General features: G+C 34.6%; 11 protein-coding genes. 6 read left to right on the top strand and 5 right to left on the bottom strand.

Annotated features, from left to right (window positions below; genetic code table 11):
* Positions 1-54: 54 nt before the first annotated feature.
* Together ACVPPR_RS09080 and ACVPPR_RS09075 are read right to left on the bottom strand one after the other, a co-directional pair.
* Positions 55-2430: a phosphoketolase family protein gene (locus ACVPPR_RS09080; RefSeq protein WP_462304229.1), complete on the bottom strand. Its 2376-nt coding sequence runs from the start codon at positions 2428-2430 to the stop codon at positions 55-57.
* A gap of 145 nt (positions 2431-2575) precedes the next feature.
* Entirely contained in the window at positions 2576-3298 is a 723-nt protein-coding gene (locus ACVPPR_RS09075; protein ID WP_462297906.1) for a GntR family transcriptional regulator, read from the bottom strand.
* 172 nt (positions 3299-3470) lie between these two features.
* Between ACVPPR_RS09075 and ACVPPR_RS09070 the strand changes: the two genes are divergently transcribed.
* The 4 genes from ACVPPR_RS09070 to ACVPPR_RS09055 all read left to right on the top strand — a co-directional run bounded on the left by ACVPPR_RS09070 (position 3471) and on the right by ACVPPR_RS09055 (position 7935).
* Complete coding sequence (locus ACVPPR_RS09070) at positions 3471-4547, top strand: AI-2E family transporter (protein ID WP_462297908.1); 1077 nt, start codon at positions 3471-3473, stop codon at positions 4545-4547.
* The gene (locus ACVPPR_RS09065) at positions 4531-5736 is read left to right on the top strand and encodes a MalY/PatB family protein (protein ID WP_462304228.1); all 1206 of its coding nucleotides are present in this window, start codon (positions 4531-4533) and stop codon (positions 5734-5736) included. The genes ACVPPR_RS09070 and ACVPPR_RS09065 overlap by 17 nt, the downstream gene beginning before the upstream one ends.
* Before the next feature lie 71 nt (positions 5737-5807).
* On the top strand, positions 5808-6494 hold the full coding sequence (locus tag ACVPPR_RS09060) for a 2,3-diphosphoglycerate-dependent phosphoglycerate mutase (RefSeq protein ID WP_462297911.1): 687 nt from the start codon (positions 5808-5810) through the stop codon (positions 6492-6494).
* A gap of 274 nt (positions 6495-6768) precedes the next feature.
* Complete coding sequence (locus tag ACVPPR_RS09055; protein WP_462304227.1) at positions 6769-7935, top strand: serine hydrolase domain-containing protein; 1167 nt, start codon at positions 6769-6771, stop codon at positions 7933-7935.
* Positions 7936-8216: 281 nt separating this feature from the next.
* On the opposite strand, the gene ACVPPR_RS09050 is transcribed toward ACVPPR_RS09055, so the two are convergent.
* A complete protein-coding gene (locus ACVPPR_RS09050; protein WP_462304226.1) occupies positions 8217-8735 on the bottom strand; it encodes a GNAT family N-acetyltransferase in 519 nt (172 codons plus the stop codon).
* Between the two features lie 16 nt (positions 8736-8751).
* Positions 8752-9204, bottom strand: coding sequence for a MarR family winged helix-turn-helix transcriptional regulator (locus ACVPPR_RS09045; protein WP_462304225.1), 453 nt, complete (start codon positions 9202-9204; stop codon positions 8752-8754).
* Between the two features lie 277 nt (positions 9205-9481).
* Between ACVPPR_RS09045 and ACVPPR_RS09040 the strand changes: the two genes are divergently transcribed.
* Entirely contained in the window at positions 9482-10483 is a 1002-nt protein-coding gene (locus ACVPPR_RS09040; RefSeq protein WP_462304224.1) for an agmatine deiminase family protein, read from the top strand.
* A 136-nt stretch (positions 10484-10619) separates the two neighbouring features.
* The gene (locus ACVPPR_RS09035; RefSeq protein ID WP_462304223.1) at positions 10620-11855 is read left to right on the top strand and encodes an MFS transporter; all 1236 of its coding nucleotides are present in this window, start codon (positions 10620-10622) and stop codon (positions 11853-11855) included.
* Positions 11856-11921: 66 nt separating this feature from the next.
* Here ACVPPR_RS09035 and ACVPPR_RS09030 read toward each other — a convergent pair whose 3' ends face one another.
* On the bottom strand, positions 11922-12803 hold the full coding sequence (locus ACVPPR_RS09030) for a polysaccharide deacetylase family protein (protein WP_462304222.1): 882 nt from the start codon (positions 12801-12803) through the stop codon (positions 11922-11924).
* Positions 12804-13071 lie beyond the last annotated feature (268 nt).

Below are 13071 nucleotides of genomic sequence, written 5' to 3'. Positions count from 1 at the left end.
AATATCATTCACCAACAACAGTTGACGAAGAACCTCTTTTACGTTAATTTTTTATTATCTTAATGATGTCCATTTCCAGTTGTTAACTTCTGGAAGATCATCACCATGTTCGCGAATGTATGCTTCATGTTCTGCAATCTTAGCATCCATTTCTTTAACAAATGCATCGCCCATTTCGCCTAAATGACCAGCTTGTAAGACAGCATCTTTAGCAAGGTTGAAACGGTCCATTTGGTTCAAGACACGCATATCGAATGGTGTTGTGATATCACCGTTTTCACGGTAACCATGGATTGCGATGTTATGGTTGTGACGATCATAGAAGATGTCACGAACCATAGCTTCAAAGCCATGGAATGCGAATACGACTGGTTTATCAGTTGTAAAGTAACCATCAAATTCTTCATCAGAGAAACCACGAGGGTCAATCTTAGGATGACGTAATTTCAAGATATCAACAACGTTGATGAAACGAATCTTCAATTCTGGGAAGGCTGCGTTTAAAAGATCAACAGCAGCTAAAGATTCCAAGTTAGGTTCTGTACCAGCAGCAGCGATAACAATATCAACATCGTCGCCTTTAGCAGTACTTGCCCAATCAATAACTTTTAATCCATTTTCAACAAGTTCTTGAGCTTCATCAGCTGAATAGAATTGAGGACGAGGATGTTTACTTGAAACAACCAAGTTAATCATTTCTTCACTTTGAAGTGTTGTATTCATAACAGCCAATAAACTATTAGCATCAGCAGGTGTATATTCACGGATAAATTCAGGTTTCTTATCAGCTAAATGACCAAGCATACCTGGATCTTGATGAGTATAACCATTATGATCTTGTTGGAATACAGTTGATGTTGCGATAACATTCAATGATGGGTAATGTTTACGCCATGATTGTTCTTTGGCTTTACGTAACCACTTGAAATGTTGTGTTAACATTGAATCAACAACGCGTAAGAATGATTCGTAACTAGCGAAGAAACCGTGACGTCCAGTTAAGACATAACCTTCCATCCAACCTTCAGCTTGATGTTCTGATAATTGAGAATCAAGAACACGGCCTACAGGACTTTGCCATTCATCGTTACCTTCTTTGATTGGTTCTAACCATTGACGGTTAGTAGCTTCAAAGACAGCATTCAAACGGTTTGATTTTGTTTCATCAGGTCCGAAGATACGGAAGTTTTTAGGGTTTTCTTCGATAATATCACGAGCGAAGTCACCGAAAACAATCATATCTTGTGCTGTAACAGCACCTGGAGTTGATGTATCAACAGCATTTTTCTTCCAGTCAGGCATAACTAATTTTTGAGGATTAATCCCACCGTTAGTAATAGGGTTCATTGCCATACGTTGGTTGCCTTTAGGTGCCATTGCTTTTAATTCAGGAATTAATTGACCATCTTTTGTAAATAATTCTTCTGGACGGTATGATTTCATCCATTTAACAAGTGCGTCAATATGTTCCATGTGACGTTGGTCTACAGGAATTGGCACTTGGTGAGCACGGAATGAAGCTTCGATTGGTTCGTTATTCCAAACTTCTGGACCAGTCCAGCCTTTTGGTGTACGAACAATCATAACAGGCCATTTAGGCATTGTTGCTTCTTCAGCTGGGTGTTTGCGAGCTTCAGTTTGGATTGCTTTAATTTTTTCGATAGCAAGATCCATTTTTTTAGCCATTTCAGGATGGATGATCTCAGGATCAGTTCCTTCAACGAAAATTGGATCCCAACCCATACCTTCAAAGTATTTTGTTAAATCTTCATCAGATTTACGTGATAAAATTGTAGGATTTGAGATTTTGAAACCATTCATATCAAGGATTGGTAAGACAGCACCATCATTAACTGGGTTAATGAAGACATTTGAGAACCAACTTGTTGCTAATGGGCCAGTTTCTGATTCACCATCACCAATTACTGTAGCAGCAATGACGTCAGGGTTATCAAGAATAGCACCAGCAGCATGAGATAATGAATAACCTAATTCGCCACCTTCATGGATTGATCCTGGTGTTTCAGGAGCAGCATGAGAAGCGACACCACCTGGGAATGAAAATTGTTTGAACAATCTTTGCATACCAGTTAAGTCTTCAGTAATTGTAGGATAGATTTCTGTATAACTACCATCAAGGTAAGCGTTAGAAACCATAACTTGGCCACCATGACCAGGTCCTTCAATATAGAACATGTTTAAGTTGTATTTGTTAATTGCACGGTTTAAATGAGCGTAAATAAAGTTTTGGCCTGAGATTGTTCCCCAATGACCAATAGGGTTAACTTTGAGGTCTTCAGGTACGACTTCAGTTTGTAATAATGGATTTTGTTTTAAATAAAGTTGGCCAACTGAAAGGTAGTTTGCTGCACGCCACCAAGCGTCAACTTTATCTAAATACGATTTAGATGAAAAATCAGTTTCTGTCATATAATACACTCCCTAAGATTTTATTTGCTAAACTAATAGCGCTTTCTATATGTCCATAATAACAAACCTAAAACAGAAGTCAATCATTTAATTCATTGGAACGTACCAATTTTTTTAAAAAGTAAATAAAAAGCCGTCAAATCAGCTATTTAACGGACATAAAAGTATTGAATTTAGAAAATTTATAATGGAATCTCATGCTTGAATATTCAAATGGCGTACCATCATCTAAGAAAAAAATACCATCCATAATGCTGACAGGTTCGGTTGGTTTTAAATGAAGTAGTTCTTGATCATTTTCTGTAGATGGTTCAGCATAAATTGAAAGGGAGGATTTAGTGACGGCTTGATTCTGAGCGTCTTCTAAATAGTTAAAAATTGAGCCTTTAACTATTGCTCGAGATAAATTAGGCACAATTTTAATTGGAATATAACCTGTTTCAATCATAAAAGGGATTTTTTCGAATAAACGAAGTCGGACAATTTTGTAGACAAAATCATCGGTATCTAAGAAAAGGTTCCGTTGTAAGTCTTCTGATGGCGCAATGACTTCGAAGCTTAACACCTTAACTTTTGGACTTTTACCGTTCATTTCAAAGCCATCTGTGACACCCAAGTTAGACCCCTCATAATTGAAGACCGTTTTATTTTTTAAATAAAGAGGGTTGATAAAGGTGCCAGAACCACGTTTTTTAAAAATAATACCGTCACCGGCCATATGACTTAAAGCACGTTTTACTGAACTGCGACTAATAGCATAAGTTTCACTTAAACTACGTTCATCAGGGAGTTTCATGTCAGGAAATTCATTCGCAGCGATTCTTTTTTTAAGTTTACTAATCAGTTGTTTATAAATTAATTCAGCCATAAAATGTTGTTCCTTTCATAGAGTCAATAACCATAGTTAACCATAAGTTTTCAGATTCAACAAGTCGCTGATTTTAAAAAAAGATTAATATTTTAGAATAAAAAAGTAAGAAATACAGACATTCGATTGAATGTTTTGTACAATGAAGACTGTACTTAAAGGAGTGGGTCTAGTGAAGATTTGGCAAAGTTTTATTGAAAATATTAAATTACGTCGTTTTGTTGTTTTGTGTATCATTATGGGGATTATCTTCCTTGCAAAATCGGTCATTAGTATCGTTTTGTTAACCTTTATTTTTACATATTTAGTTGTTCGTTTGATAAATGTTATTCAAAAACATTTGCCGATTAACAGTCGACTGATTGTCATTGCCGTCTATTTGGCAATTCTTGCATTGCTTTATTTAGCGGTTACGAAATACTTACCGATTTTATTTACGCAAACGGCAGCCATGACGCGTTATGTGTTTGCCTTTTACCATAATCCGGGTAAAGATACCAATGTCATGATGGAATGGATTGTTAACTACCTTGGTAAATCTCAAATTGTGCCACAATTAAAGAGTGGTTTTACGCTTGTATTTAAATACGTTACAAGCGTTGGCTTTATGGCAGCAACTTTCTTATTGTCATTAATTTTGAGTTTCTTTTATACGATTGAAAAAGATCAGATGTCTCATTTCTTAAAAAACTTTTTAACAAGCGATTTTGGCTGGTTTTTTCAAGATGTTTACTATTTTGGAGAAAAATTTGTTAAGTCATTTGGTGTCGTTATTGAGGCACAATTCTTTATCGCGACTGTTAATACAGTTATTACCGTAACTGGTTTGTACTTTATGAAGATACCCCAGTTATTGCCTTTGGGTATTCTCATTTTCTTATTAAGTTTAATTCCGGTTGCCGGTGTACTAGTTTCATGTATTCCGTTGAGTTTAGTTGGTTATTCAGTTGGTGGTATTCGAGATGTTGTGTACATTTTAATTATGTTAATGGTGGTTCATCTATTAGAATCGTACGTTTTGAACCCTAAATTCATGTCGAGTCGGACAGAATTACCTATCTTCTTCACCTTTGTGATTTTGCTAGTTAGTGAAGAGTTATTTGGTACATGGGGCTTGATTGTCGGAATTCCTATTTTTACATTCTTCCTGGACATTTTGGGTGTTAAGGCAATTCCTGGAACTAAAAGACGAGGCATTAAAATTAAAGGAATAAGGAAAGGCAAGCAAACTAATGGCAAAGAAAAATAAATTTTTAGCTGAATTCAGAGTGAATAGAAAAAATACCAATTCTGTTAAATGGGACGATTTAACGGAACAATATGGTGACGATAAATTATTGCCATTGTGGGTCGCAGATATGGATTTTAAAGCGCCTAAAGCTGTTACCGATGCTCTTATGGCACGCGTACAACATGGTGTCTTTGGGTACTCAACAATTCCAGATTCATACTATGACGCCTTTTTTGAATGGCAACAATCTCGTTATGGCATTGAGATGCACAAAGAATGGATGCGTTTTGGAACGGGTGTTGTTAATTCATTGTATCAATTAGTTGATTTGATGACGGAACAAGGTGACAGTGTCTTGGTTCAAACACCCGTTTATTACCCCTTTTATAGTGCGATTGAAGACAATAACCGTCGTGTTGTTAGAACCCCTTTAAAACATGAAAATAACCAATATGAAATGGATTTTGAAGCAATTGAACGGGATATTAAAGCCAATCAAGTTAAGTTACTCATTCAATGTTCACCACATAATCCAGTGGGTCGTGTCTGGACAGAGGCTGAGTTAACACGATTACTTGAAATTTGTTGTGAAAATCATGTAATGGTTATTTCAGATGAAATTCATCAAGATTTGATTGTTGGTAATAAACCTTTCGTATCAGCTTTATCAATTGATGAAGGCCGTTACCGGGATAATATGGTCGTTGTTAATGCGCCATCGAAAACGTTTAATCTAGCTGCCTTACAAAATTCACATATCATTATCCCAAATTCTCAATTGCGGGCTAAATATGATAAATTAGTGCACCATTTGAACAAACCAGAAGGTAGTTTAATGGGTCGTGTTGCCGGTGAGGCCGCTTATCGTTCAGGTGCCGTATGGTTAGATGAAATTCTTAGTATTGTGAGAACAAATTATTTAGAAGTTAGTCATCAATTAACGGCTAAATTTCCGGACATTGGAATTAGCGAATTAGAAGGCACATACTTGATGTGGATTGATCTTTCAGCGTATGTAGAACCGACACGGATGAAGGAATTCATTCAGGATAGTTGCGGCTTAGCTGTCGATTATGGTCAGTGGTTTAGCGATGAAACACCCGGGTTTATTCGGATAAATTTGGCGACTGATTTGGGCACGGTACAAATGGCCGTTGATCAGTTGTTAAAAGGCCTTAAAACTGCGAAATTAAATCGCTTAAATTAGACTGTTAATTTAGGTCATTTCAGTGTAAAATGTACCAGTAAACTAAAAATAGAAAAAGAGGATTTTATCTTATGGCAAAATTAGTATTTATTCGTCACGGACAAAGTGAATGGAACTTATCTAACCTTTTCACAGGTTGGGTAGATGTTAACTTGAGCGAACAAGGCGTTGCTGAAGCACAAGCAGCTGGTAAAAAGATTAAAGAAGCTGGAATCGAATTTGATCAAGCTTACACATCTGTTTTAACACGTGCTATCAAAACGTTACATTACGCACTTGAAGGTTCAGACCAATTATGGGTTCCTGAAATCAAATCATGGCGCTTAAATGAACGTCATTATGGTGCATTACAAGGCCAAAACAAAGCCGAAGCAGCAGAAAAATTCGGTGAAGATCAAGTGCTTGTATGGCGTCGTTCATACGATACATTACCTCCACTTTTAAGTGCAACTGACGAAGGTTCAGCAGCTAACGATCGTCGTTATGCTGATTTAGATCCTAAAGCTATCCCAGGTGGCGAAAATTTAAAAGTTACTTTGGAACGTGTTATTCCTTTCTGGGAAGACGAAATCGCTCCTAAATTACTTGAAGGCAAAAACGTTATTGTTGCTGCACATGGTAACTCATTACGTGCCCTTACAAAATACATTGAAAACATCTCTGATGAAGACATCATGGGCGTTGAAATGGCAACTGGCGAACCAGTTGTTTACGATCTTGATGACAAATTAAACATCGTAAGTAAAATCAAACTTTAATATTGAAATGGAAGATTGTCCTTCTGGACGATCTTTTTTTTGCAGAAAAAATGTTGATTTATGACAGCTTTTTATAAAGTTTATTTGAAAATATAAGGTGTGTATACTGTAAAAAGGTTAGGGAAAAGTTATTTATAAAAAGGTAAAAAATAAGGATTTAATGTGCGTGGCTAATGTCTGTAAAATGTGAATAATTATAGATATTATCGTTAAAAAGTGCTTAATTTAATTTTTAATAATTGAAATGAATATAAAAAAGGATTTTGTAATTAAAATGAAAAAAAATATAAATATATTTCTCGCTGGTATTATTTTAGGGTTAATAGTAATGGGGGCAGGCCTTTTAGTTATTTATAGACCAATGATGCTCAAAAAAGAAAACCTTTGGAAAGAATCAGTGATTGAAAAAGTAAATAAAAGAGCAGATAAAAAAATTAAAGCAGAAGAAACAAAGACTGGAAATCCTCCAAAATTAAATAAGGATCTTCAAGTGCTTAACAATAATTTTCAAAATAAAATGAAACAAGCTGATTTTGTTGGTTCATTTTATGGTGTTAAAAATAATGAAGTATTTTCTAATACAGGTATAGGGTACGCTAACATAGGTAAAAAAATGCCAAATGATAAAGATTGTATGTACGGAATTGCGTCTATTCAAAAAGTAATGACGACAATTTTATTGGGAAAAGCGTTACTTCAGACAAAGCATAATTTGGATGAACCGCTGAGTAACTTTTTACCAGATGTACCAAATGGGAAGAATGTAACCTTGAGGTCAATGATTCAAATGATGTCCGGATATGGTATTCAATCAGCTCCAAAAAAGGAAAATTTGAGTGGCAAAAAGTTGTACAATTATGCAATAAAAAATATAAAGCTCAATGGTGTAGGGACATATGAATATGCACCTGTTAATTACTTATTGTTATCTTTTGTTATTGAAAAATTAACTGGTAAATCTTACGAAAATTATTTTGTAGAAGTAATCAAACAGCCATTAGGGTTATTACATACAGATTTTGAGGAAAATATTATTAACAGTAAAGAACGAGCAATTGGATACAAATCAACCACTGAAGGTAAGTATGGAAAAATATGGGAGCTGAATGCAGTTCAATATAATTATGAAAAAGGAACTGGAAATTTGTTTATGTCGAGTGGAGATCTTTTTAAAGTATTGAGTCAGTATTTAAAAGGGAACATATTACCAGAGTCGATGGTTAAAGAATTGAATATACCAGGGTCTCAATCAACGTATTGCGGAGGATTATATCACACAGGGACATATATTAGAGCACACGGATTGGAAAAAGGGTTTGAACCGACCGTTTTAATTTCTTATGATGGTCAAAATGGAATTGTTTCTTTAGGAAATTTACGATTGAGAAAAAATAGTAACATGAAATTACTATTAACGGTTTATCCTGTTTTATTCAAGTGAAATCAGTGTGTATACCACGATAAGGCGTAGATTCATTTAAATTTTGATTAATAATATTAGGTGCAATTTTTTCTATGTTGTGCTCCCTCTAAGGACTATAGCGTCTCGTATGCTTATGATAAATTGTATTTTTAAGATATCTTTTAAAATCAGTTGAATATTTGGACATAAAAATAACTTCACAATCGTTAGATTTATTAGACGTAGGAGTAAAGCGATAAAGATTTGTTAGATATATTAGTGAACAAAGGATAGGGTTGGGTTGTGATTTTTTTGTTTAATTAAAGCTTTTTTTGCATAATAATATCTCGTTGTTGATCAGAACCTAGTTGGAAGAAATGTTCACCAATCTCTTTAAAACCAAGCTTTGTATAAAAATGTCTAGCGGCTTGATTGTTTTCCCAGACGCCTAACCAAATAGTATCTTTTTTTTGTTGTTGAGCTGTAATAAGTACCTGATTGATTAGTTCGGTCCCTAATCCGAGTCTTTTAAAATTAGAACTAATATAAATACGTTCGACTTCTAAGGTATTTAAGCCGTAATCTTCAGATTGTGTGCCATCCCAGTTCAATTTTAAATAACCAGCAACTTGATTTTCAACATAAATAAAATAAAAAGCAGTTGTTGGTTGTTGTATTTCGTTGGATAGTTGTTTGGTACCATACGCATTTGTTAGATATGTTTCTAAGTCATCGGGTGTATTGTCTTGTCCAAAAGTATCAGAAAAAGTTTCCCGACTAATGGCTTGTAGCTTGGTAAGTTGATCTAGGTTAATTAATTGAATACGATGGTTTGTCATTATAATGAACTCCTTTTTAGTAGATTCTAGAATTACCTTTTTTGACTTGTTCCCAATCCGCGGCAACGTTGTCACTAACACGTATTAACAGCTCAGCAAGTTGTTGTTGTTCTTTTTCAGATAAGCCGTTCAGTGCAACTTGATTTGAATAATTATTTTCGGCAATAATATGTGAGTAGATGGTTAACGCTTTTTCGGTTGGAAATAGATGTTTAATTTTATTATTTTTAGCATCAGATTGACGTGAAATGAAATTATTTTTTTCTAACTTTTGTAAGGCACGGGCAGTAGTAGCTCGATCCACTTTAATTAATTCACTTAAACGTTCTTGAATAATACCGGGTTGTTCGCAAATACGAACTAAATAAAGATATTGGCCACGGGTTAAGTCGAATGCTTTGAATTCAATATTTGCAATTGAATCAAGTGCTCGAGCGATAACACCGATTGGTCTAAGAATATCTGTCATAAGGGACCTCTTTTCTTAATATGATATTAAATATAAAACATTTTTGTTGCAAATGCAACAAAAACAGAGAAATAGGACATTTTAATCTAAACTTGAGACCGTCCTTTTTAACGGTCTTTTTTTGTGGTATTTATTTGATTATATTTATAATAATTATTATAAAAAAGCTGTGTCAATAGGCAACTAAATGAGTTGTAGCAGACTTATATATTTATTATAAATATATAAAGAAAAGGCGTGATACACTGTAAAAAAATATTAAAAGGGGATCTGATTTATGAAGAAAAATGTAATAAGCTGGATTGGAATTGTGGTCACCTGTGTCATTATTTTAGGAGGGTTAATGATGTGGTTCACAACTAAGCAACAAAAAGTGAAAATGAATAAGGGCGGGGTTATTTTTACGGCGTTACCACTAAAATCGAATCACTACTATCGACCCCTGTATCCAGAATTAGTTCAGTTTAGTAATCAATTTGCAAATCAGGCTAAAGGACAGGACTCTGTTCGAACTTTGACCAAGGACTCTAAGGTTTCCAAAAGGATTAATACGGATTATGACGACATTTGGTTACGTGATGTGGCCCCAGTAGTGACCAATAAAATGGTTAAATTTCGTTATCAACCGTCTTACTTACCAAAGAAAGATGCAAAGTATCTGGATAAAATGTTTAATCGATTTTTGGATAAAAATAAAATAGAAACGCATTCATCTAAATTAATTGTAGATGGGGGTAATGTCGTTTGGAATAAAAAAGATTCTGTTGTGATGACGAATCGTGTTTTTGAAGATAATAATCAATTGACGAAAAAAGAAGTTATTCAAATGCTAAAGATACAATTAGAGGTTAAAAAAGTTATTATTATTCCAGCAGAAGAAGAGGATCCTTTGGCACATGCTGATGGCATGATTAAGTTTATTAGTCCTAAAAAAATGTTTATTAGTGATTTTCAAAAAGATACGGTATTTCAAGCTAAAGTTCGGAAAGTAATTTTGAAAGAAATGCCGGATGCTGAATTCGTTGAGCTGAAATCAGCTTACACAGAGAAAGGACAGTATGATAAAAAGATATATTCTGCTAAAGGATTATATATTAATATGTTGGAAACCGCGAATAGTATTTATGTCCCACAATTTGGATTGAAGCAGGATCATGAGATGCTAAAGTTTATTCGCAAAAATGTAGATAAACCAGTTATTCCTGTTAAAGTTGGTGACATTTCAACGATGGGTGGTGCCTTGAATTGTTTGACATGGTATTACCCGCCAGTAAAATAAGAAAATGAAATCTGAACAATCAATGAATTAAGGTAATAAATTAGGATTAACTTGTAATGTAAATGTATTAGGGCTAAAATTTAGAAGATATAAAATAAAGAGCGACAGTGAGCGCTCATTTTAGGAGGAATTGAATATGCAACAGACAGTAAAGACGAAACAGCACCAAAATCGATTAACCAGTTATCAAGGAAAGGTTGTTGCTTCAGCAACTGCAGGTTTTGGATTAGAGAATATGGATGTCTTGTTCCTGTCCTTTGCATTATCTTCAATTATTACGGAATTTCATTTAAGTGGGCCACAAGCTGGATTGATTTCATCAATTACAAATGTAGGAATGTTACTAGGTGGCGTATTTTTCGGCATATTAGCAGATCGATTTGGACGTATTAAAACGTTCACCTATACTATTTTTATATTTGCATTTGCGACGGCGGCTATGTTTTTTGCAAGTAATTTAATGGCTATTTATATTTGTCGGTTCTTTGCGGGTATCGGAGCAGGTGGCGAATATGGTATTGGGATGACCATTTTAGCGGAAAGTTTTAAGAAAAAAGAAATGGGTCGTGTCTCAGCATTTGTTGGGGTTGCCGGACAAATTGGGGCTATCCTAGCAGCGGTTTTAGCAGCTTTTATATTACCACAATTTGGTTGGAGAGCTTTATTCTTATTTGGACTAATACCAGTACTGATTACGTTCTTTGTTCGCCGTCATCTAGAGGAGAGTAAAGTATTTGAAACAAGTAAACATGATAAAAAAGGTCAATTTAAAGCTTTGTTTGCGACACGTCAATTAGCACACCAAACATTGGGATTAATGTTTATGGCAATTGTTCAAATAGCTGGTTATTTTGGACTAATGAATTGGCTACCTGCAATTATGCAGAAACAGTTGGGGTTAACAATAGCTGGTTCATCTACGTGGATGATTTCGACAATTATCGGGATGAGTGCTGGTATGTTAACGTTTGGTTGGGTTTTAGATAAATTAGGGGCTCGTCTGGCTTATGGTATTTTCTTATTGGCCTCAGCAGTAAGTGTCTACATTCTAACAATGCCAACAAATACGGCGATGATGCTTTTAGCAGGTGCATTGGTAGGTTATTTTGCTAATGGCATGTTTGCAGGATACGGTGCGGTAGTGAGTCATTTATATCCGACGGAAGTCCGTGCAACAGCTAATAATGTGATTATTAATGTGGGTCGTGCAGTCGGTGGATTTTCATCGGTTGTAATTGGATTTATCTTGGATCACTATAACGTTATGGCGGTAATGATTTTCCTATCATTACTTTATCTTGTAAGTTTTGTCGTGATGATGAGTATCAAAAATTTAAGAAGAAAAGAATATTTAGCTTTCAATCGTGATTAAAAATGAATATAGAAAAGGGTCCAAATCACTGTTTATCTAGCAGTGATTTGGACCCTTTTTTAATAGTTACATACCATGTTCTAAAAGATATTTGTACGTCATATCAGACAAATCGGGTGAAATACGAACCCGATGTAAGGTGAATAGGCCTTGATTTTCATTGGCTAGTCCAGGCGATGTTGTTAGGCCCAGTTTGTAGCCTGCAGATTTTGCAAGTTTTGGTGTTTGATCGTTAAAGCGGCCAACAGGGTAACAAATGATTGTGGTTTTTTGATGGAATTTGTTATTTAACCATTTTTTTGAATTCACAAATTCAAAAGTTTGCTGCGCATCAGTCATTTGATTGAGTTCTTCATGATGGACAGTGTGGCTTTCAATCGTGATTAAACCGGATCGGCGCATTTCATTCATTTGTGGCAGTGTTAATTTATTTTTATGACCAAAATGACTCGTAATATAATTAATAGTGGCTTTTTGATGATACTTTTTGAGCGTAGGATAAGCACCTTCGTAGTTATCTTTATAACCATCATCAAAGGTAATCCAAACGATTTTAGCGGCAGGTTTTTTATGCGTTTTAAAAACCTCGATAGCTTCAGCGGGTGTTAAAGTGTAATACCCATTTTTATGTAACCATTGCATTTGATGCGCAAATTGTGCTCTAGGGATGCGCAGTGAATTACCAACAGAAATACTGTGATACATTAAAATTGGAAACTCAGTTTGTCCTTTAAAAGATTGCCATTTAGAACTATCCACCTTATTTTTTGAGATGACCTTTTTCTGTTTGTTACTCTTTTTTGGAGTAGCGGATTTTACTTTTTTTGATGACTTATTTTGTCGGTTAGGGCTGGCAGGTGTATGTGACCTCTGTGAGAGAGAAAATAATAGACCAATGCTAATGATGATAAATAATAAAATAACCCAAACTTTTTTTTGCTTTAACATAATGAACTCCTTTATTTTAAACGCTGATCACTTATTTAAAGGTTTAATTTAGATAAGTGTCATACGAGTTGAAAATATTCCCATTAGTATTATAAAGCATTTTAAAAAATAAATGTAATGATTTTTATGATAATGATAACGTTTTAATAAAAGTATGGAAAGCGGTTGCGAAATAAAAAGAATGTATTATACTGTATTAATTGAAGACGCTTCATAATTTATCGCGGATGAATAAATCAATGAGAAACGTCGGATAAAAATACTAGAG

The organism is Dellaglioa sp. L3N, from assembly GCF_054941095.1.
This window is presented reverse-complemented; position numbering and strand designations above follow the sequence as displayed.

Excerpts from the sequence above, each read along its gene's own strand:
- ACVPPR_RS09080 (WP_462304229.1), bottom strand. The coding sequence starts at position 2,430 with ATGACAGAAACTGATTTTTCATCTAAATCGTATTTAGATAAAGTTGAC.
- ACVPPR_RS09075 (WP_462297906.1), bottom strand. The coding sequence starts at position 3,298 with ATGGCTGAATTAATTTATAAACAACTGATTAGTAAACTTAAAAAAAGA.
- ACVPPR_RS09065 (WP_462304228.1), top strand. The coding sequence starts at position 4,531 with ATGGCAAAGAAAAATAAATTTTTAGCTGAATTCAGAGTGAATAGAAAA.
- ACVPPR_RS09060 (WP_462297911.1), top strand. The coding sequence starts at position 5,808 with ATGGCAAAATTAGTATTTATTCGTCACGGACAAAGTGAATGGAACTTA.
- ACVPPR_RS09055 (WP_462304227.1), top strand. The coding sequence starts at position 6,769 with ATGAAAAAAAATATAAATATATTTCTCGCTGGTATTATTTTAGGGTTA.
- ACVPPR_RS09050 (WP_462304226.1), bottom strand. The coding sequence starts at position 8,735 with ATGACAAACCATCGTATTCAATTAATTAACCTAGATCAACTTACCAAG.
- ACVPPR_RS09045 (WP_462304225.1), bottom strand. The coding sequence starts at position 9,204 with ATGACAGATATTCTTAGACCAATCGGTGTTATCGCTCGAGCACTTGAT.
- ACVPPR_RS09040 (WP_462304224.1), top strand. The coding sequence starts at position 9,482 with ATGAAGAAAAATGTAATAAGCTGGATTGGAATTGTGGTCACCTGTGTC.
- ACVPPR_RS09035 (WP_462304223.1), top strand. The coding sequence starts at position 10,620 with ATGCAACAGACAGTAAAGACGAAACAGCACCAAAATCGATTAACCAGT.
- ACVPPR_RS09030 (WP_462304222.1), bottom strand. The coding sequence starts at position 12,803 with ATGTTAAAGCAAAAAAAAGTTTGGGTTATTTTATTATTTATCATCATT.